We start from the raw sequence: 20969 nt of genomic DNA on the forward strand, positions 1-20969 counted from the left end.
CTCAGCGGCCGGCCGCGATGTCGGCCTGGGCCAGGCCTTGGGCCAGGCAGTGCGCGCTCAGGCGTTCCAGGGCCGCGGCAGCGTCGCGCAGGCGTGCGGCGCGCGCAGGGGTGTCCACGTCGGGCATGGCGACGTAATCGTCCCAGCGTTGCTGCAGCACGCGCAGCAGCTCGGGCGTGCTGGCGTCCATGCCCGCATGGGGCAGGGCCATCCAGCTGGCGAAGCGGCCGATGTCGTCGCTGATGCGGCCGCGCAGCTGACCGGGTGTCCAGGCGCTGCGCCGGGTGGCTTCACCGCTCAGGTCTTTCACCTGGGTCTGGATGTCGGCGAGCTTGTCCACCGCGGGCATCCAGGTGCTGTGCAGGGCTTCGGAGGCGCGGTCGATGCGGCCCTGGCCGAGGTGGTTGAGCGCCAGCACGGCGAACATCAGCACGCAGCCGGCGATGGCGATCCAGGGCCAGCGCGGCGCAGATGCTTGTCGGGCCGACGCCGGGCGGCTGGGCGCCTCCAGGGTGGAGGTGCCGTTGAAGGTGCTGGGCAGGAAGGTGGAGTGGCTCATGGTGCGCGACGAGGAGTGGCACCGTGATGTCGGCGGGCCGGGCCCGGCGCTGAACCCGGGCGGCTGGCCGAGCGTGTATCTCTTGTGTAAGCGCGGGCGCCGGTGTGCCCTTTGTCACGCCGCGCGGTGCGGCGGCAAATCAGCCGCGCAGCGGGAACACCGCCACCGCGTCCACCCGCTGCTGCGCCTGGGTGCGCAGGCTTTCGGCCGCGTTCAGCGCGAGGATGTTGGTCTGGAAGGCGATGCTGTCGATCACGCTGGTGATGTCGGCGATGCGCTTGGAGCTGTCGTTGATGCCGCGCATGGTGCTCACGACCTTGCCGACCTTGCCGACCGCCTCGCCACCTTGCTGCGCGACCGAGCTGGCCTGCTGTGCCGTGTGCTTGGCCTGGCGGGCGTTTTCGGCGTTCTGCGTCACGGTCGAGTCCAGCTCTTCCATCGAGGCCGAAGTCTGCTGCAGGCAGGCCATCACGCTGTCGCGGTCACCCGGGCGCACACGGATGCTGGCGGTCAGGTCGCCTTGCGCCATGCCTTGCAGCAGGCGCGCCGCGTCATGGGGTTCGCCACCGAGCTGGCGCATCTGTCTCAGTTCAGCGTGCGCCGGTAGCTCTTGACGGCCAGCAGCCCGAAGATCAGCCCCGCCAGCATGATGGGCCACAGGTGCGGCCACATGTCCACCAGCGTGAACTCCTTCAGGAACACCCCGCGCGAGCCGCGCACGAAGTAGGTCAGCGGCAGGCCTTGCGAGATGATCTGTGCCCACTTCGGCATGCCGCTGTAGGGGAACATGAAGCCCGACAACAGGATGGAGGGCAGGAAGTAGAAGAACGACAGCTGCATGGCCTGCATCTGCGACAGCGCCGCCGACGAAATCAAAATGCCCACCGCCAGCGTCGTGATGCCGTAGGCCAGCAGCAGCGCGATCAGTGCCAGCGGGTCGCCCGTCAGCGGCATCTTGAACAGGAAGAAGGCGATGCACAGGATGATGGACACCTGTCCCACGCCCACCAGGAAGGTCGGGATGATCTTGCCGATGATCATCTCCCAGGGCTCGGTCGGCGTGACCAGCAGGAACTCCATCGAGCCCTGCTCCTTTTCCTTGGTGATGGACATGGCCGTCATCACCAGCAGCGACACGTTCAGGATCATGCCCACCAGGCCGGGGATGATGAAAAACGTCTGCTCGCCCTGCGGGTTGAAGCGCCGCTGCACGCGCACCTCCAGTTGCGGGTCGCCCTTCACACGCGTCACGATGCCATCGCGGTGGAAGAGGTGGGCCGCCGTTTGGCGCGCCACCTCGCCGGTGGACGTGATGGCGCCGTTCAGCGACACCGGGTCGGTCGCATCGGCCTCGACCAGGATCTGCGCGGGCAGGCCCGTCATGAGCTTGCGCGTGAAGTCCGGCGGGATCTCGATGACCACCGAGGTCTGCGCCTTGCGCAGCATCTCGCTGGCCTGGTCGGAGGTGAGCTGGCGCTGGTCGATCTCCAGATAGACGGACTGCTGCAACGCGGCCTTGTACAGCCGCGAAAACTCGCTCTTGTCGTGGTCCACCACGATGGTCGGGATGTGGCGCGGGTCCGGGTTGATGGCGTAGCCGAACACGACGACGTAGCCGATGGTCACCGACAGCAGCGACACGAAGGTCAGCCGGTCGCGCACCATGTGCAGCAACTCTTTGATGGCGATGGCGGCGATGCGGTTGAAGGCCATGGACACCTCGGCTTCAGAATTGCGTGACCGAACCCTGCTGCTGCAGGGTCAGGTAGAAAAAGACGTCTTCAAGGCCCACGTCGATGGCAGTGGGCTCGCCCGAGGCGATGCCTTGCGCGGCCAAGTCGCGCGTCCACGAGGCGATGTCGTCTGACGAGCGCGCCACCACACGGATGCTGTTGCCCTGCATGGACAGCCGCACGATGCGCGGGTCGTGCGCCATCTGCGGATTGCGGAACGCCTGCTGCAGCGGCACCTGCGCGGCCACCAGGTTGGCGTCGGCCAGCACCTTCTCGGGCGCATCGTCCACCAGCAGGCGGCCGTACAGCACGTAGGCGATGCGTTGCGAGCGCATGGCCTCGTCCATGTAGTGCGTGCTGACCAGCACCGACACGCCTGTTGCGGCGATGTCCTGCAGGATGTCCCAGAAGGCCTCGCGCGCTTTCGGGTCCACACCGGCCGTGGGCTCGTCGAGCAGCAAGATGCGTGGGCGGTGGGCCATCGCGCAGGCCAGCGCCAGGCGCTGCTTCCAGCCGCCGGACATCGTGCCCACGCGCTGGCGGTCGCGGCCCTCGTTGTCGAAGGCGAACTGCTTGACCAGCTCGGTGACGCGCCCGGCCACGTCGCGGATGCCGTAGAGCTTGCAGACGAACTGCAGGTTCTCGCGCACGGTCAGGTCGCGGTAGAGGCTGAAGTGCTGGGTCATGTAGCCCAGCAGCGGCTTGATCTTGTGGGCCTGCTTGCCGATGTCGAAGCCCAGGCAGGTACCGGAGCCCGAGGTCAGCGGCACCAGCCCGCACATCATGCGGATGGCGGTGGTCTTGCCCGAGCCGTTGGGGCCGAGGAAGCCATACAACTGGCCTTCCTCGATGGTCATGTTGAGCTGATCGACGACGGTCTTGTCGCCAAAGGTCTTGGTGAGGTTGCGGACCTCGATGATGGGTGCTGCCACGTCCAGGCTCCGGCTCAGGAGGCCTTGGGCGCTTGAGACGTTTGTGGCGCGTTGGACGCCACCACCTTCACGCCCACCGGCGTGCCGGGAGGCGCGGTGCAGCCAGCGGGCGTGTCCAGGCGGGCTTCGGTGAGGAAGCTCAGGCGGTCGCGCAGTTCCTGGCTGAACATCATCGGCTGGGTGTACTCGGGGCGGGCGCTGACGCGGCTGATGCGCGCCGTCACCGGCTTGTCGCAACCCGAAATCGCCACGTTCACAGTGGCACCGGGCATGAACTGCGGGCGCAGGTCGTTGGGCACGAAGAAGCGCACGCGCAAGGAGCCCGAATGCAGGATGGTCAGCACGGTCGCACCGGTGGCCGAGAACTCACCCTGGCGGATGTAGAGCTCCTGCACCACGCCACCCACAGGCGCGTTCACCTTCTTTTGCTGCAGCAGCCAGGCCACCTGGTCCACGCCGGCCTGCGCGGCCGAAGCCTGGGCCGCGGCGGCGGCCTGCTCGTCGGTGCGGGCGCCTTCCTTGGCGGCACGCAGCGCGGCGCGGGCTTCTTCCACTTGGGCCTGGGCCAGCGCGACGTTGGTGCGGTCGGTGTCCACCTGCGCCTCGGACACGAAATTCTTCTTGACCAGGGACTCGCTCTTCTTCAGGTTGCTCTCGGCCTGGGCCAGCTGGGCCTTGGTGTAGCGCAGCTTGGCGCGCAGGCTTTCCAGCTCGGCCTGGCGGGCGCCCTTGCTCAGGTTCTTGGTCTGGGCTTCGGCCTGGGCTTTCTTGGCCTGGGCCTCGGCCAGGCGGGCCTGCTCCTGCTGGGACTCCAGCACGTACAGGGTCTCGCCGGCCTGCACGTTCTGGCCTTCCTTGACGGCCATGCGCGCCATCGTGCCGGACACCGGCGAGGCCACGGTCGTGATGTCCGCCTCGATGTAGCCGGGCAGCTGCAACTCGGGCTGGCTCTCAAAGCAGCCGCTCAGCAGCAGGGCCGTGGCACTGACGGCCAGCAGGGTGGGGATCGACAGCAACTTCATGTCGAGGCTTTCATTCTTGCGTGGGTGGTTCACAGGCGGCCCAGTTCCACGTACAGCGGGCGGTTGTCGATGCCAGGGCGGGGGTCTTCACCATAGCTCAGCCAGAAATGGCTGGAGAACAGTTTCTGGCGCTTGTAGCCGCGCGGCACCTCTTCGAGGGGGTCGCCGTGCGTGATGCCCACGGCCAGCGCGTCGTACTTTTGCCCCTGGTGCGCCATGACCCAATCGATCAGGCCCTGGAACACGGCCTTGTCGTCTTGGGCGATCAGGATGTTGTAGAGGCTCAGGTAGTTCAGCATGCCGCCCACCGGTGGCAGCTTGAAGCCCCCGGCGATGCCCACGTACAGGTTGTAGAGCGGGCGCAGCAGCTTGATGGCGGGCTTGAAGCCGACGATGCGTGTCTGCTTGTAGGCCTTCTGGTTCCAACCCGCCAGCATGCCGACGATCTGGCCGCCGCGCAGCGCCAGCGCGTAGTCCTCGACCTTCAGGCCGTTGTAGTACGGGTCGCCCGCGGCCATCTTCTGCATGTCATAGACGGGGTAGCCGTTGCGGCGCGGCGCCTCGCGGTCGAAGAAGGCCTGCATGGCCGGGATGTCCGAGGCGCTGGCCGCGCGGATGGTGACGCCTGCGGGGATGCGCGGCGTGATCTTGCGCGTGAAGATGAAACTCGTCTCGATGCTGTGGCTGATCCAGTACTGGAACAGCACGCCGTCGGCGGTCTTGGCCGCGGCGTCCAGCGGCGCGGTGTTCTCTTTCAACACGATGCCTTGCAGCAAATCGGTGGTGCTGCGGTGCTTTTTCTGCTCGACGAACAGGTTGGACGCGATGCCGCGGCGGCGGTAGTACGGGTCCACGCGGGTGTCGCCCGAGTAGTACACGCGGCGCTTTTGGCCGCTGATGTAGAGCTCGCGCCCGGAGATCACGGTCAGGCCGGCCAGCACATCGGGGCGCTCGTCGTCGTCGGCCACGGTCAGCACGAACTCGTCACCGATGACTTTGGCGCCCACGAAGAAATCGGGGTTGCGCTGGAAGCACATCTGCGCCGGGCCGGGCATGGTGATCTTCGTGACCAGATCCTGGATCTTGGCGTTGTCGGCCGGGGTGCCGATGCGGATGGTGATGGCCATGGCGGGTCCTGCTGGGAACGGTGTGTCTGGAAAGGGGTTGAGGTGGGTGTCAGGCGGACGTCAGGCGTCCAGCACCTGGCGCAGCACCTGGGGCACATTGCCACGCCAATGGCGCAGCGGTTCGATCTTGATGTTGCCCTCGATCATCCCGCGCTCGCGGCACTGGTCGAGGTAGAGGGCGCGCATGTGCGGCAGGGCCACGCAGGCGGCGCGTTGCAGCTGGCCCAACTCGCGGGCGAGCTTGTAGTGGAAGTTCGCCTGCAAGGCCTTCTCCACCTGGCTGGCCAAGTCGGACTGCATCGCCGCTTGCGTTTCCGCAGACGTGCCTTCCCCGCACTCCACCAGCAACACATAGCCGGGCGAGCGGTGACGGGCCTCGTCGAGCGCCAGCAGCGTGACCGGCAGGGCGCCTTGCAGCGCCAGGCCGTCTTGCACCTGCTGGGCCACGGTGGCGCTGGTTTTTTCGCCGACCAGGTCCACGCCGTCGTTGCGGCCCAGGAAGGTCAGGCTGGGCACCTGGCCGAGCGCGCCGTCCACGCGCAGCACATCGCTCATCTGGTAGCGCGACAGGCCACTGCCCGTGGTCAGCAGCGGGATCACGTCCTGGCCCTGGCGCAGCTGCCACGGCGCCAGCACCTTGCCGTCTTGCGCGTCGATGAACTCGAAGGCGTGGCTGAGGTAGGCCAGCGGGTAGCGGCCCTGGAAAGGGAAGGTCACCACGCCCTCGGTGGCCCACAGGCCCTTGCCCTGGAAGTGCGCTTGCGGCAGGCAGCCCTGCAGCTTGCGAGCCCAGGGCGTGGCCGCGGCCGTGTCCCAGGCGCTGAGCACGGCCAGGCTGGGCCACAGCGCTTCGAAGAAAGCGGGCGAGAGCTGGCCATCCCAGCTGCGCAGCAAGGCCGCCGCGCGCATGGAGCGGGGGCAAGGCACGCCCGCCATCTGCGCGTGGCGCGGGCCCCACTGGCCGCTCGACAGCACATCGGCCAGCTCCAGGCGCCAGGCCGACATCTGCTCCAGCAGCCCCAAGCCGAAGGTCGGGCTCCACACCGAGATGAAGCCCAGCGCCTCGTCGGCGGCCAGGTAGGCGATGGTGGCGAACAGCGAGTCGTCTGAACTCTTGGCCAGCGCGATCTCTTGCGGCGCCGCTTGCGTCAGGTAGGCCAGCAGGCGCTTGCCCCACGACAGCATCTTCATGTCGTCGTTGATGTCGCCGGCGGTCTGGCTGCGCAGCTCGGTCGGGATCCACGACAGCGACCAGTAATGCGTGCCCTTGCCCTGGTCAGGGAACTGCCGGTACAGGTCACCCACCCAGGCCGTGATGACCTGGTCGAGCTCGTCGAGGAACATCTTCGTGTACGGCACCCACTTCACGGCCGACGTCGAGCCGCTGGTGGGCTGGTAGCGCATCACCGGCGAATCGATCAGCAGCGATTGCTTGCGCTCGCGCTGCACCTGCACGGCCTCGGCGTAATCGCTCCAGCCCGTCACCGGCAACTGGCGCGCGTACTCCTCCCAAGACCAATCGGCGCGCACACCGCGGCGCTGGCCTTCGGGTGATCGGGCTGCAGCGGACAACCAACGGTTCAGACGGGCGCGCTGGACCGATTCCAGCTCACCGAGGTGCTGTTCGAAGCGCCGTCGCCCGGGGGCGACCAGCAGTCTGAGGAGGTGGTGTCCGAGGGTGGTTCCGGCCCCCATGCTCAGGAGGCCTTCGAGCGCTCAAGCGCATCGTCGGCGTCCCAGGAGGCCGTGCTGGCCGAAGCGGCCGCGCCACGCGCAGGCTTGTCCGCCAGGTCCAGGCCGGCCGGGCGGTGCGTGCCCAGGATGTGCTTCTTGACCCACTTCCAGGGCACGTCCACGATGGAGCGGAACAGGCTTTCGTAGTCGCAGGCGGCCAGGCAAGGCACCTCGGTGCCACGGCGCCAGTCGGGGTTCACCTTCTCGAAGAACGCGATGTGCGGGTTCGCGGCCTTCAGCTCGGGCGTGATCTCGGCCACATCGCCCTTCAGGCGCACATAGCTGTCACCGAAGTCCAGCAGCATGCGTTGCTGGTCGAAGGCCTCGGGGAAGAGCTGCTGGCAGTACGCCTCGGTGATGTTGTGGTACCGCGCGTTGCGGTCGCCACGGTTGCCGTCCACCTTGGGGTAGTAGTTGTAGAAGTTGTTCGTCATCAACAGGTAGGTCTTGTAACCCTTGGAGATGAGGAACCAGTAGAACGGCACGAAGGGGCGCTTGATGCGCTCGATGATCAGGCGGCGGTAAAACGTGTTGGCCAGGGCGTTGTTGCCCCAGTAGGCCGGCTCGATGATCGTGTCGCCACTGAAGATGCCGCGCACACGCTTGCCATCGACCTTCAGGTCGAAGAAGGTCTGCGTCGAGAAGCCGACGACGCGGTCATCGGACTTGCGCGACACCAGGATCACGCCCGACTTCTTGCTCAGGTCGCTCAGGAAGATGTCCAGCGAGGTGTTTTCATAAAAAGAGGCATACAGCTCGTACATCTGCTTGATGTGCGTGACCGTGACCGCCTGGATCGGGCGAAAGAAGGTACTGACTTTTTCTTTCTGGGCCGCTGAGGACATGCTGGTCTCCATCCGGAAGCCGACGGCTTCGTATCGATTGCTTACGCGTTGACGTTGGGGGAAGCATGCCGGCGTGCCTTCGCAGGAGCCACCGGGCTTGCCCTCGGTGTTCCCTTATATGGGGGGTGTTCAATGTGCATGGTTAGTAATAACGGGTTGCTGTGGGCGGCTGTTCTTCGCCCCTGACCGGGTGTGACAGGCTTGCGACGCGGCCCCAAGCCCGACGTTTGTGAAGTCCTGTGAACGGGGGTGTTGGCCGCGGTGCCATGCGTGCGTATAATCTTTAGGTTTTGCCGACGCCGGGTGGCGCTCGGTTGGCGTTTCAACCCAGAGTGGATTGCACCTTGAAGTCCTTGCCGTCTTCTGAGTCTCACAAGGCTTCCAAGTCCTTGCGCAGACAGGAAGAGCAGAAAGCGCAGGACTCAGGCTACGACTCGTTCTGGGGCGAAGACGCCGACCTGCCCATCAGCTCGCTGACGCGCACCGAGGCCCAGGCCCTGGTCGCCAAGCACCCTTCCATGACCGTGTGGCAGGCCTTGGCCTCCCAGGCGCTGTTCGGAGTGCTGGTCGCGCTGATCTGGGGTTTGCTGTCGCGCAGCCCGGCCTCGCTGATGTCCGCGCTGTATGGCGTGGCGGTCGCGGTGGTGCCCAGTGGCCTGATGGCCTACGGGGTGTTCGGGCGGCGCGCTGCGAGGGGTGCGGGCGGCGTGGGTGGATTGCTGGTGTGGGAGATCCTGAAGTTGCTGATGGTCGGCGCGATGCTGGCGATGGCACCGGTCTGGATCGTCCCGCTGGACTGGGTGGCCCTGCTGGTCACGCTGGTGCTGAGTTTGAAGATGGTTGGGGTGGCGCTGCTGATCTGGCAGCGTCGCGCAAAGAATAACGTTTGACGAGAGTTGCTGATGTCTGCTGACGCTGTTGCGAACCACGGGCCCACGGCCGGTGAATACATCAATCACCACCTGCGCCACCTGCAAAACCATCACACCCCGCAATCCATTGCGGACTTTTCGTACATCAACTACGACTCGCTGTTCTGGTCGGTCACCCTGGGCCTGCTGGCCGTGTTCATGTTGTGGCGTGCCGCCAGCAAGGCCACGTCCGGCGTGCCGGGTCGCTTCCAGGCCGCGATCGAAATGATCGTCGAGCTGGTGGACACGCAAGCCAAGGGCATCGTGCACAACGCCACCTCGCGCAAGGCCGTGGCGCCTGCCGCCCTGACGGTGTTCGTGTGGATCTTCTTCATGAACGCCATGGACTTGCTGCCCCTGGACCTGCTGCCCACCCTGTGGGAGAAGGCCTACGCAGCGCAAGGCCTGGATCCGCACCACGCCTACATGCGTTCCGTGCCCTCGGCCGACCTGTCCATCACCCTGGGCCTGTCCATCAGCGTGCTGTTGATCTGCCTGTACTACAACATCAAGATCAAGGGCCTGTTTGGCTGGATCAAGGAGCTGTTCACCGCTCCCTTCCACGCGCACAGCCCGGTTGGCATCATCTTGCTGGCCCCCGCCAACTTCGGTCTGAACCTGATCGAGTTCGGCGCCAAGACCATTTCCCACGGCATGCGACTGTGGGGCAACATGTACGCCGGTGAGCTGGTGTTCATGCTGATCGCATTGATGGGCGCAGTCGGTTTCTCGTCGCTGGGTGGCATTGGCCTGTGGATTGGCCACGTCATCGCCGGTACCGCCTGGGCCATCTTCCACATCCTGATCATCACGCTCCAGGCCTTCATCTTCATGATGTTGACCCTGGTGTACATCGGTCAGGCTCACGAAGGTCACTGACCGGTTAGCCCCCCCTCTGGTCATTGGTCTTCTTCATTCCCCGGTTTTTCAACCTCTTTTCTTTTCTATCTAGGAGTAATCATGGAACTCGTGTTGGGTAACGTTGCACTGGCTTGCGGTCTGATCATCGGTCTGGGCGCCCTGGGTGCTTGTATCGGCATCTCCCTGATGGGCGGCAAGTATTTCGAAGCCACCGCTCGCCAGCCTGAGCTGATGAACGAACTGCAGACCAAGATGTTCCTGCTGGCCGGTCTGATCGACGCCGCCTTCCTGATCGGCGTGGGTATCGCCATGCTGTTCGCTTTCGCGAACCCCTTCATCGCCAACCTGGCCAAGTGATCGGTCCTTCTCGACTGACGTTTGATTAACCGAGAAAGGTCCGAGCCGTGAATCTGAACGCAACGCTGATTGCGCAGATCGTGGTCTTCCTGATTCTGTGGGCTTTCACGATGAAATTCGTGTGGCCCCCGATCACGAAGGCTCTCGATGAACGCGCATCCAAGATCGCGGGCGGTCTCGCTGCGGCCGACAAGGCCAAGGCAGAACTGGCGTCCGCCAACCAGCGCGTGCAGCAGGAACTTGCTCAGTCCCGTGAAGACATCGCCAAGCGCATCGCCGACGCCGAAAAGCGTGGCAATGCGCTGGTCGAGGAAGCCAAGGCGCGTGCCAGCGCCGAAGCCGCCAAGATCGTGGCCGATGCCAAGGCAGAGTCCGCTCAACTTGTCGTGCAGGCCCGCGAGGCCCTGCGCGAACAGGTGGCAGGACTGGCCGTCAAGGGTGCCGAGCAGATCCTGCGCCGCGAGGTGAACGCACAGGTCCATGCCGACCTGTTGAGCCACCTGAAATCGGAGCTGTGATCATGGCTGAGCTTGCCACCATCGCCCGCCCCTACGCAGAAGCCCTGTTCAAGGCCGTGCCAGCCGCCGAGTTGTCGTCCTTCGTGACCCAGCTCGACGCCCTGGCCGCCGTGGCCAGCGACCCGCAACTGCACCTCCTCGCCGACAACCCCAAGGTCACTGACGGCCAGGTGTTCGACGTGATGGTGGCTGCGGCCAAGGTCCAGCTGTCCCCGTTCTTGGCCAACTTCCTGCGCACGGTCCTGGAAAACGGTCGCCTGGCGGCCCTGCCCGTGATGAACGTGCAGTTCCTGGCCCTGGCCCAGGCCCAGCAGGGTGTGTCCGAAGCCCGCGTTTTCAGCGCTTACCCCGTCGATGCGGCCCAGTTGGCCGACATCCTCGGTCCGCTGGAAAAGCGCTTCGGCCGCAAGCTGGAAGCCAAGGTCGAACTCGATCCTGAACTGATTGGCGGCGTGCGCGTCGTGGTGGGTGACGAGGTGCTGGACACCTCGGTCAAAGCCCGCCTCGAACGCATGAAGGCCACTCTGATGGCCTGAGTCGCGCAATTCCTACCGGTGGTTTTCATGCCACTCCTGACAACCGCCGGTCGTTGTCAACGAGGTTTGCCTTTGAGCAGCCCTTGACCAGACTGGGAGCAAAGCAATGCAACTGAATCCCGCAGAAATTTCCGAACTGATCAAGAGCCGCATCGAGGGTCTCGGCGCGGCTGCCGACATTCGCAACCAGGGCACCGTGATTTCGGTGACCGACGGCATCGTCCGCGTGCACGGCCTGTCCGATGCCATGCAGGGCGAAATGTTGGAGTTCCCCGCTGACGCCAACGGCGTCCCCACCTACGGCCTGGCCCTGAACCTCGAGCGCGACTCTGTCGGCGCCGTGATTTTGGGTGCCTACGAGCACATCTCCGAAGGCGATACCGTCAAGACGACGGGCCGCATTCTGGAAGTGCCGGTCGGCCCTGAGCTGATTGGCCGCGTGGTCAACGCCCTGGGTCAGCCCATCGACGGCAAGGGCCCGATCAACGCCAAGCTGTCTTCTCCCATCGAGAAGATCGCCCCGGGTGTGATCGCCCGTGAATCGGTGTCCCAGCCGCTGCAGACCGGCATCAAGTCGATCGACGCGATGGTGCCCGTCGGCCGTGGTCAGCGCGAGCTGATCATCGGTGACCGCCAGACCGGCAAGACGGCCGTGGCCATCGACGCCATCATCGCCCAGAAGGGCCAGGGCGTCACCTGCATCTACGTCGCCATCGGTCAGAAGGCTTCGTCGATCAAGAACGTCGTGCGCTCTCTGGAAGTCGCTGGCGCCATGGAATACACCATCGTCGTGGCGGCTTCGGCCTCCGAGTCGGCGGCCATGCAGTTCGTCTCGCCGTACTCCGGCTGCGCCATGGGCGAGTACTTCCGCGACCGCGGTGAAGACGCCCTGATCGTCTATGACGACCTGTCCAAGCAAGCCGTGGCTTACCGCCAAGTGTCGCTGCTGCTGCGCCGTCCTCCCGGCCGCGAAGCTTTCCCCGGCGACGTGTTCTACATCCACTCGCGCCTGCTGGAGCGTGCAGCCCGTGTGAACGCCGACTACGTCGAAGCCTTCACCAACGGTGAAGTCAAGGGCAAGACGGGTTCGCTGACGGCACTGCCCATCATCGAAACGCAAGCCGGTGACGTGTCCGCCTTCGTGCCCACCAACGTGATCTCGATCACCGACGGCCAGATCTTCCTGGAAACGTCGCTGTTCAACGCTGGCATCCGCCCCGCCATCAACGCCGGTATCTCGGTGTCGCGCGTCGGTGGCGCTGCACAGACCAAGATCATCAAGGGCCTGTCCGGCGGTATCCGTACCGACCTGGCGCAGTACCGTGAGCTGGCTGCGTTCGCGCAGTTCGCTTCCGACCTGGACGCCGCCACCCGCAAGCAGCTGGACCGCGGTGCCCGCGTGACCGAGCTGCTCAAGCAGGCTCAGTACTCGCCGCTGTCGATCTCCCTGATGGGCGCCACCCTGTATGCCGTGAACAAGGGCTACATGGACGACGTCGATGTCAAGAAGATCCTGGCTTTCGAAGCTGGTCTGCACCAGTTCCTGAAGACCAGCCACGCCGCTCTGCTGAGCAAGATCGAATCCTCGAAGGCCCTGGACAAGGACGCTGAAGCCGAAATGCAATCGGCCATCGTCGCGTTCAAGAAAACCTTCGCCTAAGCTAGGAGCACGCCATGGCGGCAGGCAAGGAAATTCGCGGCAAGATCAAGAGCGTCGAGAACACCAAGAAGATCACCAAGGCCATGGAAATGGTCGCGGCTTCGAAGATGCGCAAGGCGCAGGATCGCATGCGTGCGGCCCGTCCTTACGCTGACAAGGTGCGCAACATCGCGGCGAACTTGGCCAAAGCGAATCCGGAGTACGTCCACCCCTTCATGCTGGCCAACCAGGCCGGCAAGAAGGTGGGTTTCATCGTCGTCAGCACGGACAAGGGCCTCTGCGGTGGCTTGAACACCAACGTGCTGCGCGCCGTGACCAACAAGCTCCGCGAGCTGGACGGTCAAGGCATCAAGGCAGACGTGGTGACCATCGGCAACAAGGCGACCGGCTTCTTCGGTCGCATCGGTGCCAATGTGGTGTCGCAAGTGGTCGGTCTGGGCGACACGCCCCACCTGGAAAAGCTCATCGGCCCCGTCAAGGTGCTGCTGGACGCTTACCAGGCGGGTGAGGTCTCCGAGGTGTATCTGTGCTTCACCAAGTTCATCAACACGATGAAGCAAGAGCCCATGGTCGAGCAGTTGCTGCCCCTCAAGGCATCCGACTTCCAAGGTGAAGCCACCCACCAGTGGGACTACATCTACGAGCCGGACGCCAAGGGCGTCATCGACGACCTGATGGTGCGTTACGTGGAAGCGCTGGTGTATCAGGCCGTGGCCGAGAACATGGCGTCGGAGCAGTCGGCACGCATGGTGGCCATGAAGGCCGCCACCGACAACGCCGGCAACGTGATCAAGGAACTGAAGCTGGTCTACAACAAGACCCGTCAGGCCGCGATCACGAAGGAACTCTCCGAGATCGTTGCCGGTGCGGCCGCGGTTTGATTCAAGAATTGATTGATTGAAGGAACGAAAAATGGCGAACACTCAAGCAGTGGGCAAGATCGTTCAGTGCATCGGCGCCGTGGTGGACGTGGAATTCTCCCGCGACCAAATGCCCAAGGTGTACGACGCCCTGAAGATGGACGGCTCCACCCTGACCCTGGAAGTGCAGCAGCAGCTGGGTGACGGCATCGTCCGCACCATCGCGCTGGGCTCGTCCGACGGCCTGCGCCGCGGCAACCAGGTCTATAACACCCACGCCCAGATCACCGTGCCGGTGGGTCCCGCGACCCTCGGCCGCATCATGGACGTGCTGGGTGCGCCCATCGACGAGCGTGGCCCCGTGGACAGCGCCCAAACCGCGCCCATCCACCGCAAGGCTCCGGCTTACGACGAACTGTCGCCCTCGCAAGAGCTGCTGGAAACCGGCATCAAGGTGATCGACCTGGTCTGCCCGTTCGCCAAGGGCGGCAAGGTGGGTCTGTTCGGTGGCGCCGGTGTGGGCAAGACCGTGAACATGATGGAACTCATCAACAACATCGCCAAGGCCCACAGCGGTCTGTCGGTGTTCGCTGGTGTGGGTGAGCGTACCCGTGAGGGCAACGACTTCTATCACGAGATGGCCGATTCCGGCGTCGTGAACCTGGAGAACCTGGGCGAGTCCAAGGTCGCCATGGTCTATGGTCAGATGAACGAGCCGCCGGGCAACCGCCTGCGCGTGGCCCTGACCGGTCTGACGATCGCCGAGTCCTTCCGTGACGAAGGCAAGGACGTGCTGTTCTTCGTGGACAACATCTACCGCTACACCCTGGCCGGTACCGAAGTGTCCGCCCTGCTGGGTCGCATGCCTTCCGCCGTGGGTTACCAGCCCACCCTGGCCGAAGAAATGGGCCGCCTGCAAGAGCGCATCACCTCGACCAAGATCGGTTCGATCACCTCGATCCAGGCCGTGTACGTCCCTGCGGACGACTTGACCGACCCGTCGCCTGCCACGACCTTCGCTCACTTGGACTCCACCGTGGTGCTGTCGCGTGACATCGCTTCGCTGGGCATCTACCCCGCCGTGGACCCGCTGGACTCGACCTCGCGTCAGCTGGACCCGAACGTGGTCGGTGAAGAGCACTACCAAGTCGCCCGCGCCGTGCAAAACACGCTGCAGCGCTACAAGGAACTGCGCGACATCATCGCCATTCTGGGCATGGACGAACTGGCTCCGGAAGACAAGCTGCTGGTGGCCCGCGCTCGCAAGATCCAGCGCTTCCTGTCGCAGCCTTTCCACGTGGCCGAAGTCTTCACCGGTTCGCCCGGCAAGTACGTGCCCCTGAAGGAAACCATCCGCGGCTTCAAGATGATTGTGAACGGCGAGTGCGACAGCCTGCCCGAGCAAGCCTTCTACATGGTCGGCACCATCGACGAGGCCTTCGAAAAGGCCAAGGCAGCCCTGAACTAAGCGGCTGCGCTGGACGCGCGGCCCTTCGCGGGGCGGCGTCCGGTCGGTCGCTCTCACTGAAAGAGCACCATGTCCACCATTCACGTTGATGTGGTTTCTGCCGAAGAGTCCATCTTCTCCGGCGAAGCCACCCTGGTGTCCCTGCCGGGTGAGGTGGGCGAACTCGGCATCCTGCCGAAGCACGCCCCCCTGATCACGCGCATCAAGCCAGGCGCCGTGCGCATCCAGCGCGCCGACAACCAGGAAGAAGAGTTTGTCTTCGTGGCCGGCGGCATCCTGGAAGTGCAGCCTGGCTGCGTGACCGTTCTGGCCGACACCGCCATCCGCGGCAAGGACCTGGACGAAGCCAAGGCCAGCGAAGCCAAGCGCCTGGCCGAAGAGGCCGTCAGCAACGCCAAGGGCGAGCTGGACCTGGCCGCCGCCCAAAGCGAGCTGGCCGAACTGGTGGCCCAGCTGGCCGCCATCCGCCGCCTGCGCAAGAAGTGATCGCCTGACGCCCGCGTGCGTCAACGGTCCGGGCAGACACGCTGCCCGCCAAAAACCCGCCACAGCCTGGCGGGTTTTTTTTCGCCCCCCCCCACCACCTCACCACCTCATCCACCTCACCACCTCACCCACCCGTGCGCCCCGGGATTGCGGGGAGCGAGATACAAGCTCGTTCGGCACGTCGCATCCTCGGTGCATGATCCCACCATGCGCAAGCAACCGCCGAGGCGGCTGGGGTGACGCGACAAATACACAGGCAGTTCGGTGCGCGTCCAGCGACGCACCGGTGGGGGATCACGAGATGGATGCAACGCGCGAAGTGGGGGGCGGCCCCGCACAAAGCCCAAGACCGGCACCGGGGCGACATGGCGCCGACATGGTGCGTTCGCGGGCGCAGGCGGCGCGTTTGCGCCTGATGATCCCGGGCAACCCGGAGCCCAGTGAGGCCGAGTGGCAGGCCCTGGGCCAGGCGCATTGGCGCGGTGACCCGCTGGCCGATGCCGTCATCGACTGGATGCAGGCCGAGGGCATGGACCGCACCTGGCCTCGGCTGGAGGCCGCGCTGGCGCAAGGCCTGTCTGCCGTGGACCCGCAGGATCATGCCTTGCGCGCCTACCTCCAGGCCACCTCGGTGACGCCGCCATGGCTGGATGCGGCCCGTGTGCGCCGCGGCGCCGAGGTGCTGCAAACCACCGGGCTGCACGGCATGATGGTGTTGCGCGACGCGGGCTTGATGGCCGGCTACCAGGCCTCGGCCATCAACCAGACCCTGGTGCAGACCGGCGCCTTGCACGGTGGCGCCCACAAGCGCGTGGCCGAGACCGCTGCCTGGTGGCTGGATTGCACGGCCGATGACGGCATGGCCCTGGGCGCCAATGGCCACCGGCAGACGCTGCGGGTGCGCCTCATGCACGCGCTCGTGCGAGGGCGCCTGCAGCGTTCACCCCAGTGGGACGCGAACTGGCTGGGCTTGCCCATCAACCAGGTGGACATGCAAGCGACCTACCTCGCCTTCAGCGTGGTGCAGCTGCTGGGCCTGCGCATGACGGGCATGCTGATCAGCCGCAGCGACGCGGATGCCGTGATGCACCTGTGGCGGTGGATCGGTTGGCTCATGGGCGTGGAAGACGCGCTCATGTGCGACGACGAAGCCACGGGCCGTGTGCTGCTCTACCGCAACGTCATGGGTCAGGCGCCCGCCGATCACACCAGCGCGCAGCTGGCCCAAGCGCTGATGGACGAGCCCTTGAGCCGTCCGTATCCCTGGGCCCAGGCCTTGAGGGGCCACATCGACCGTGAGCGCCACCTCAGCCTGGTGAGTTGGTTCGTCGGCGCCCAGGGCATGCGCAACCTGGGCTTGCCGCAGCGCGCGCCCTGGTACCCCTTGATGTTGCTGGCACCCACCGCCGCTGGCAGCCTGGCCTTGCGGGCCTTGCCCTTTCTGGAAACGCCCTGGCGGGCGGTATCGCGTTGGCAGCAGACGCGCTTCCACCGGCACATGGTGCGCGAGCCTCTGGCGCATGAAGCCGGTGCCGAGGTGACGGGGGGTGCCCCGGCGCGCAAACGCTAGACTGTCGGGCCCTGCACCCGTCCTTCGGAGCCCCGTCCATGTCCACCGCGCGTCCTGCCGCACCTCAGAAAACCGCCCAGCCAAAAGCTGTTGTGAAGGCAGCAGTCAAAGCGTCCAGCAAGGCGCCAGCCAAGCCCCCCGCCCCACTGAGCATCCAGGACTACCTCCGCAAGATCCTCACCAGCCATGTCTATGACGTGGCCATCGAGAGCCCGCTGGACGAAGCGCGCAGCCTGTCGCGCCGCCTGGGTCACCACGTCTTCTTCAAGCGCGAAGACAAGCAACCCGTCTTCAGCTTCAAGCTGCGCGGTGCGTACAACAAGATGGCGGGCCTGAGCAAAGCCCAGCTGGCCAAGGGCGTGATCTGCGCCTCGGCGGGCAACCACGCGCAAGGCGTGGCCCTGGGCGCCAAGCGCCTGGGCTGCCAGGCCACCATCGTCATGCCGACCACCACGCCGCAGGTCAAGATCGACGCGGTGCGGCATTTCGGCGGGGACCATGTCCAGATCGTGCTGCATGGCGAGAGCTACTCCGACGCGGCCCTGCACGCCAAGGAGCTGGAGCGCAAGAAGGGCATGACCTTCGTGCATCCTTTCGACGATCCGGACGTCATCGCCGGCCAGGGCACGGTGGCCATGGAGATCCTGCGCCAGCACGCCGGCCCGATCGATGCCATCTTCGTGGCCATTGGCGGCGGCGGGCTCATCAGCGGTGTGGCGGCCTATGTGAAGGCCGTGCGCCCGGAGGTGAAGGTCATCGGCGTGCAAATGAGCGACTCCGACGCCATGGTGCGTTCGGTGAAGGCGGGCGAGCGCGTGACGCTGTCCGACGTCGGCTTGTTCTCCGATGGCACGGCGGTCAAGCTGGTGGGCGAAGAGACGCTGCGCCTGACGCGCGAGCTGGTCGATGACATCGTCACCGTCAACACGGACGCGGTGTGTGCCGCCATCAAGGACATCTACCAAGACACCCGCTCCATCGTCGAGCCCGCAGGCGCACTCGGTGTGGCCGCGCTCAAGCAGTACGCCGAGCGCCATGGCGGCCAGGGCAAGACCTACATCGCCATCAACTGCGGCGCGAACATGAACTTCGACCGCTTGCGCTTTGTCGCCGAGCGCGCGGAGGTGGGCGAGGAGCGCGAGGCCTTGCTGGCCGTGACCATCCCCGAGGAGCGCGGCTCGTTCAAGCGCTTCTGCGAGACGGTGGGCCCGCGCAGCGTCACCGAGTTCAACTACCGCATCTCCGACGAAAAGCGCGCCCACGTGTTCGTGGGCCTGAGCACGAAAGAGAAGGGCGAGTCCAGGCAGATCGCCAAGGCCTTCAAGGCCGAGGGCTTCGCCACGGTGGATTTGACCCACGACGAGCTGGCGAAGACGCACATTCGCCACATGGTCGGCGGGAGATCACCCCTGGCCGCAGGCGAGCGGCTCTACAGCTTCATCTTCCCGGAGCGCCCCGGCGCGCTGATGGGCTTCCTGACCAGCTTGCCGCCGGGCTGGAACATCAGCCTCTTCCACTACCGCAACCAGGGCGCCGACTATGGCCGCATCCTGGTGGGCTTGCAGGTGCCTGAGAACGAGGCCAAGCGCATCCCCAAGGTGCTGGACAAGCTGGGCTATGTGTACGTGGACGAGACGCGCAACCCTGTGTATCAGTTGTTCCTGCGCTGAAACACAAGGGTCGCTGGTGTGCGGCTCAGGCGCCTTCAGGCGCTGCGAGCGCACCGCTGGCGGCCTCGTGAGGCGGCGCCATGCGCGCAGGCATTTGGCCACTCGTTTGCCCGCCCAGACCTGCCTGGCCTGCCATCGGGCCGCCGGCGCCACCTGACAAGGGCATGGGCGTGCTGCCGTTGACCACGCCTGTGGGCGGGGCCAGCGAGCCTGTGCTGGGGGGAGGCAGCGGCGGGAGGTCCAGCGACACCAGCACGGGCCCTTGGCCTGGGCCGATCTGGGCGCCGCGCTGGTGGATGGCCAGCAGCGTCATCTCGCCATCGATCACGCCGCCGACGCGCACCGCACGCGCTGGTTTGCCGTCGATGGACAGCAGGGCCACGCCCTGGTCTGTGCCGCTGCGGGGAGCGATCACACCCAGCAGCTTGAGGCGCGCCGACAGTGTGGCCGCCGCGCCCATGTCCACCACCGGGGCGCCCGGGGTGGCCGTCGCGGGGCCGGTCAGCAGGCGGCGGCTGTCGCCGTGCGCGCCGCCATCCAGCGTGACCGACGAGGCGTTGTAGGGCACACCCGCGGGACGGGCGATCCAGCGCAGGCCCCAGAAGGCCAGGCTGGCGGCCACGGCGGCCCAAACGAGGAGTGCAAAGAGACGTGATGCCATGATGTGGACATTATGATGGTTGCCAGGCGCATGGTGCATCGAGAAGATGACCGGTGAACCCCGGGTTCATCCCCCGTCGTCGCGGCGGCCCGCTCGGGCATGCTGGCGGCCTTGGTCATGCCGGGCGCTGACTCACACCTTGGACTGGAACATGAAGACGTTTGCACATTCTCCGCGCTGGGCCCGCCAGGCGGCGCAGGCCGCACAGCGCGGCTTCACCCTGATCGAACTGATGGTGGTGCTGGTCATCATCGGCTTGCTGGCCGCACTGATCGTGCCCAACGTGCTGGACCGCGCCGACGACGCCCGCGTGACCGCCGCGAAAACCGACATCAGCAACCTGACGCAGGCGCTCAAGCTGTATCGCCTGGACAACCAGCGCTACCCGACGGGCGAGCAAGGCCTGCAGGCCCTGGTGAGCAAGCCCACCGCAACGCCGATCCCCAACAACTGGAAGCCCTACCTCGAGAAGCTGCCCATGGACCCCTGGGGCAAGCCATATCAGTATGTGAGCCCGGGTGTGAAGGGCGCGGTCGATGTGTTCAGCTTTGGCGCAGACGGCCAGAGCGGCGGCGAAGGTCGGGACGCCGACATCGGTTCCTGGCAGTGACCCTGTCTGGCCGTGACGCCGTCCGGCAGCGTGGCTTCACCCTGCTGGAGTTGATGGTCGTGGTGGCCATGATCGCCATCACCACGGCGGTGGTCAGCTTCGCCATCCCCGACACCTCGACGACCCGCCTGGAGCGCGAGGCCGCCCGGCTGATCGCGCTGATCGAGTCGGCCCGCACGCAGGCGCGCTCGGGCGCGTTGACGGTGTTGTGGGTGCCGCAGTCCAAAGGCGACGAGGCCGATTTCCAGTTCCTCGGCCTGCCGCCGGCCTTGATGCCGCCGGTGCGCTGGATGGAGCGCGAGGTCCGCGCAGAGGTCGTCGGCGGTCGCAGCATCGTGCTGGGGCCCGAGCCCGTGATCGGCGCGCAAAGCATCATCCTGCGCCTGGAAGGCAAGCAAATCATCATCGGCACCGACGGCCTGGCGCCTTTCGAAGTCACCACGGGTGAGCCCGCTGGCAATGGCGCAGCCGCGGGGGCGCGGCCATGACGGCGCGCGGCATGACCCTCATCGAGGTGCTGGTGGCGCTGGCCATCGTGGCCATCACGCTGACAGCGGGCCTCAAGGCGGCCGGTGGCCTGACGGTCAACGCGCAGCGCATGACCGACCTGACCTCGGCGCAGTGGTGCGCAGAGAACCAGCTCACCGCGCTCAAGCTGGGCAAGATCTACCCGCCGGTGGGCGACAGCGATTTCACCTGCCAGCAAATGGGCCGCCAGTTGCCGGGCCAGATGGTGGTGCGGCCCACGCCCAATGTGAACTTCCGTCGGGTCGATGCGGTGGTGATGGACGAGGCGCAGCAGCCCATCGTCAAGCTTTCGACCGTGCTGTCGCGGTTCTGACGGTCCAG

23 protein-coding genes are annotated in these 20969 nt (G+C 65.7%); 14 read left to right on the forward strand and 9 right to left on the reverse strand.

Annotated features, from left to right (window positions below):
- Position 1: 1 nt before the first annotated feature.
- From EV672_RS14125 to EV672_RS14160, 8 genes are all read right to left on the reverse strand, one after another.
- The gene (locus tag EV672_RS14125) at positions 2 to 559 is read right to left on the reverse strand and encodes a hypothetical protein (RefSeq protein ID WP_133610317.1); all 558 of its coding nucleotides are present in this window, start codon (positions 557 to 559) and stop codon (positions 2 to 4) included.
- Positions 560 to 698: 139 nt separating this feature from the next.
- Positions 699 to 1139: a methyl-accepting chemotaxis protein gene (locus tag EV672_RS19380; protein WP_133610319.1), complete on the reverse strand. Its 441-nt coding sequence runs from the start codon at positions 1137 to 1139 to the stop codon at positions 699 to 701.
- A gap of 5 nt (positions 1140 to 1144) precedes the next feature.
- A complete protein-coding gene (locus EV672_RS14135; RefSeq protein WP_133610321.1) occupies positions 1145 to 2272 on the reverse strand; it encodes an ABC transporter permease in 1128 nt (375 codons plus the stop codon).
- A 13-nt stretch (positions 2273 to 2285) separates the two neighbouring features.
- On the reverse strand, positions 2286 to 3224 hold the full coding sequence (locus tag EV672_RS14140; protein WP_133610323.1) for an ABC transporter ATP-binding protein: 939 nt from the start codon (positions 3222 to 3224) through the stop codon (positions 2286 to 2288).
- Between the two features lie 14 nt (positions 3225 to 3238).
- Positions 3239 to 4246: an HlyD family secretion protein gene (locus EV672_RS14145; RefSeq protein ID WP_133610324.1), complete on the reverse strand. Its 1008-nt coding sequence runs from the start codon at positions 4244 to 4246 to the stop codon at positions 3239 to 3241.
- A 29-nt stretch (positions 4247 to 4275) separates the two neighbouring features.
- On the reverse strand, positions 4276 to 5373 hold the full coding sequence (locus EV672_RS14150) for a GNAT family N-acetyltransferase (RefSeq protein WP_133610326.1): 1098 nt from the start codon (positions 5371 to 5373) through the stop codon (positions 4276 to 4278).
- A 60-nt stretch (positions 5374 to 5433) separates the two neighbouring features.
- On the reverse strand, positions 5434 to 7068 hold the full coding sequence (locus tag EV672_RS14155; protein WP_133610327.1) for a GH3 family acyl-acid amido synthetase: 1635 nt from the start codon (positions 7066 to 7068) through the stop codon (positions 5434 to 5436).
- A 2-nt stretch (positions 7069 to 7070) separates the two neighbouring features.
- Positions 7071 to 7952: a hypothetical protein gene (locus tag EV672_RS14160; RefSeq protein WP_208110777.1), complete on the reverse strand. Its 882-nt coding sequence runs from the start codon at positions 7950 to 7952 to the stop codon at positions 7071 to 7073.
- Positions 7953 to 8341: 389 nt separating this feature from the next.
- Between EV672_RS14160 and EV672_RS14165 the strand changes: the two genes are divergently transcribed.
- The 11 genes from EV672_RS14165 to ilvA all read left to right on the forward strand — a co-directional run bounded on the left by EV672_RS14165 (position 8342) and on the right by ilvA (position 18849).
- The gene (locus tag EV672_RS14165; protein ID WP_133610328.1) at positions 8342 to 8842 is read left to right on the forward strand and encodes an ATP synthase subunit I; all 501 of its coding nucleotides are present in this window, start codon (positions 8342 to 8344) and stop codon (positions 8840 to 8842) included.
- 12 nt (positions 8843 to 8854) lie between these two features.
- Positions 8855 to 9742, forward strand: coding sequence for a F0F1 ATP synthase subunit A (gene atpB / locus EV672_RS14170; protein ID WP_133610329.1), 888 nt, complete (start codon positions 8855 to 8857; stop codon positions 9740 to 9742).
- A gap of 81 nt (positions 9743 to 9823) precedes the next feature.
- Positions 9824 to 10081, forward strand: coding sequence for a F0F1 ATP synthase subunit C (gene atpE, locus EV672_RS14175; protein ID WP_133610330.1), 258 nt, complete (start codon positions 9824 to 9826; stop codon positions 10079 to 10081).
- Positions 10082 to 10128: 47 nt separating this feature from the next.
- Positions 10129 to 10599: a F0F1 ATP synthase subunit B gene (locus EV672_RS14180; RefSeq protein WP_133610332.1), complete on the forward strand. Its 471-nt coding sequence runs from the start codon at positions 10129 to 10131 to the stop codon at positions 10597 to 10599.
- Between the two features lie 2 nt (positions 10600 to 10601).
- Positions 10602 to 11135 carry a F0F1 ATP synthase subunit delta gene (locus tag EV672_RS14185; RefSeq protein ID WP_133610335.1) on the forward strand — a complete coding sequence of 178 codons (534 nt, stop codon included), beginning with the start codon at positions 10602 to 10604 and terminating at the stop codon, positions 11133 to 11135.
- A 106-nt stretch (positions 11136 to 11241) separates the two neighbouring features.
- The gene (gene atpA / locus EV672_RS14190; protein WP_133610336.1) at positions 11242 to 12795 is read left to right on the forward strand and encodes a F0F1 ATP synthase subunit alpha; all 1554 of its coding nucleotides are present in this window, start codon (positions 11242 to 11244) and stop codon (positions 12793 to 12795) included.
- 14 nt (positions 12796 to 12809) lie between these two features.
- Positions 12810 to 13676 (forward strand): F0F1 ATP synthase subunit gamma, encoded by an 867-nt coding sequence (gene atpG / locus EV672_RS14195; protein WP_133610338.1) that lies wholly within the window; start codon positions 12810 to 12812, stop codon positions 13674 to 13676.
- A gap of 31 nt (positions 13677 to 13707) precedes the next feature.
- Positions 13708 to 15123 (forward strand): F0F1 ATP synthase subunit beta, encoded by a 1416-nt coding sequence (atpD, locus tag EV672_RS14200; protein ID WP_133610340.1) that lies wholly within the window; start codon positions 13708 to 13710, stop codon positions 15121 to 15123.
- A gap of 69 nt (positions 15124 to 15192) precedes the next feature.
- Positions 15193 to 15609: a F0F1 ATP synthase subunit epsilon gene (locus EV672_RS14205; protein WP_133610342.1), complete on the forward strand. Its 417-nt coding sequence runs from the start codon at positions 15193 to 15195 to the stop codon at positions 15607 to 15609.
- Between the two features lie 376 nt (positions 15610 to 15985).
- Positions 15986 to 17179, forward strand: a complete 1194-nt coding sequence (locus EV672_RS14210; protein WP_133610344.1) for an oxygenase MpaB family protein — start codon at positions 15986 to 15988, stop codon at positions 17177 to 17179.
- Positions 17180 to 17217: 38 nt separating this feature from the next.
- Positions 17218 to 18849 carry a threonine ammonia-lyase, biosynthetic gene (gene ilvA / locus EV672_RS14215; protein WP_133610346.1) on the forward strand — a complete coding sequence of 544 codons (1632 nt, stop codon included), beginning with the start codon at positions 17218 to 17220 and terminating at the stop codon, positions 18847 to 18849.
- A 25-nt stretch (positions 18850 to 18874) separates the two neighbouring features.
- Here the strand turns inward: ilvA and EV672_RS14220 are convergent, their stop codons facing one another.
- Positions 18875 to 19510 carry a hypothetical protein gene (locus EV672_RS14220; protein ID WP_133610348.1) on the reverse strand — a complete coding sequence of 212 codons (636 nt, stop codon included), beginning with the start codon at positions 19508 to 19510 and terminating at the stop codon, positions 18875 to 18877.
- Positions 19511 to 19661: 151 nt separating this feature from the next.
- Between EV672_RS14220 and gspG the strand changes: the two genes are divergently transcribed.
- From gspG to gspI, 3 genes are read left to right on the forward strand one after another with little or no spacing between them, the layout of a single operon-like run.
- Positions 19662 to 20120 carry a type II secretion system major pseudopilin GspG gene (gene gspG, locus EV672_RS14225; protein ID WP_133610349.1) on the forward strand — a complete coding sequence of 153 codons (459 nt, stop codon included), beginning with the start codon at positions 19662 to 19664 and terminating at the stop codon, positions 20118 to 20120.
- Positions 20117 to 20608 (forward strand): pilus assembly FimT family protein, encoded by a 492-nt coding sequence (locus EV672_RS14230; RefSeq protein WP_243738701.1) that lies wholly within the window; start codon positions 20117 to 20119, stop codon positions 20606 to 20608. Before gspG ends, EV672_RS14230 begins: the two co-directional genes overlap by 4 nt.
- A complete protein-coding gene (gene gspI, locus EV672_RS14235; RefSeq protein WP_279536199.1) occupies positions 20605 to 20961 on the forward strand; it encodes a type II secretion system minor pseudopilin GspI in 357 nt (118 codons plus the stop codon). Before EV672_RS14230 ends, gspI begins: the two co-directional genes overlap by 4 nt.
- The last annotated feature ends 8 nt before the right edge of the window (positions 20962 to 20969 follow it).

Origin of the sequence: Aquabacterium commune (genome assembly GCF_004362855.1) — a bacterium.
GTDB classification, from domain to species: Bacteria; Pseudomonadota; Gammaproteobacteria; order Burkholderiales; family Burkholderiaceae_C; genus Aquabacterium; species Aquabacterium commune.

What these genes read in the sequence shown, in the direction of transcription:
- atpG (WP_133610338.1), top strand. Translation starts at nt 12,810, where the DNA reads ATGGCGGCAGGCAAGGAAATTCGCGGCAAGATCAAGAGCGTCGAGAAC.
- EV672_RS14145 (WP_133610324.1), bottom strand. Translation starts at nt 4,246, where the DNA reads ATGAAGTTGCTGTCGATCCCCACCCTGCTGGCCGTCAGTGCCACGGCC.
- EV672_RS14150 (WP_133610326.1), bottom strand. Translation starts at nt 5,373, where the DNA reads ATGGCCATCACCATCCGCATCGGCACCCCGGCCGACAACGCCAAGATC.
- atpB (WP_133610329.1), top strand. Translation starts at nt 8,855, where the DNA reads ATGTCTGCTGACGCTGTTGCGAACCACGGGCCCACGGCCGGTGAATAC.
- EV672_RS14160 (WP_208110777.1), bottom strand. Translation starts at nt 7,952, where the DNA reads ATGTCCTCAGCGGCCCAGAAAGAAAAAGTCAGTACCTTCTTTCGCCCG.
- EV672_RS14185 (WP_133610335.1), top strand. Translation starts at nt 10,602, where the DNA reads ATGGCTGAGCTTGCCACCATCGCCCGCCCCTACGCAGAAGCCCTGTTC.
- gspI (WP_279536199.1), top strand. Translation starts at nt 20,605, where the DNA reads ATGACGGCGCGCGGCATGACCCTCATCGAGGTGCTGGTGGCGCTGGCC.
- EV672_RS14210 (WP_133610344.1), top strand. Translation starts at nt 15,986, where the DNA reads ATGGTGCGTTCGCGGGCGCAGGCGGCGCGTTTGCGCCTGATGATCCCG.
- ilvA (WP_133610346.1), top strand. Translation starts at nt 17,218, where the DNA reads ATGTCCACCGCGCGTCCTGCCGCACCTCAGAAAACCGCCCAGCCAAAA.
- EV672_RS14205 (WP_133610342.1), top strand. Translation starts at nt 15,193, where the DNA reads ATGTCCACCATTCACGTTGATGTGGTTTCTGCCGAAGAGTCCATCTTC.
- gspG (WP_133610349.1), top strand. Translation starts at nt 19,662, where the DNA reads ATGAAGACGTTTGCACATTCTCCGCGCTGGGCCCGCCAGGCGGCGCAG.
- EV672_RS19380 (WP_133610319.1), bottom strand. Translation starts at nt 1,139, where the DNA reads ATGCGCCAGCTCGGTGGCGAACCCCATGACGCGGCGCGCCTGCTGCAA.
- atpE (WP_133610330.1), top strand. Translation starts at nt 9,824, where the DNA reads ATGGAACTCGTGTTGGGTAACGTTGCACTGGCTTGCGGTCTGATCATC.
- EV672_RS14220 (WP_133610348.1), bottom strand. Translation starts at nt 19,510, where the DNA reads ATGGCATCACGTCTCTTTGCACTCCTCGTTTGGGCCGCCGTGGCCGCC.
- atpA (WP_133610336.1), top strand. Translation starts at nt 11,242, where the DNA reads ATGCAACTGAATCCCGCAGAAATTTCCGAACTGATCAAGAGCCGCATC.
- EV672_RS14125 (WP_133610317.1), bottom strand. Translation starts at nt 559, where the DNA reads ATGAGCCACTCCACCTTCCTGCCCAGCACCTTCAACGGCACCTCCACC.
- EV672_RS14135 (WP_133610321.1), bottom strand. Translation starts at nt 2,272, where the DNA reads ATGGCCTTCAACCGCATCGCCGCCATCGCCATCAAAGAGTTGCTGCAC.
- EV672_RS14155 (WP_133610327.1), bottom strand. Translation starts at nt 7,068, where the DNA reads ATGGGGGCCGGAACCACCCTCGGACACCACCTCCTCAGACTGCTGGTC.
- atpD (WP_133610340.1), top strand. Translation starts at nt 13,708, where the DNA reads ATGGCGAACACTCAAGCAGTGGGCAAGATCGTTCAGTGCATCGGCGCC.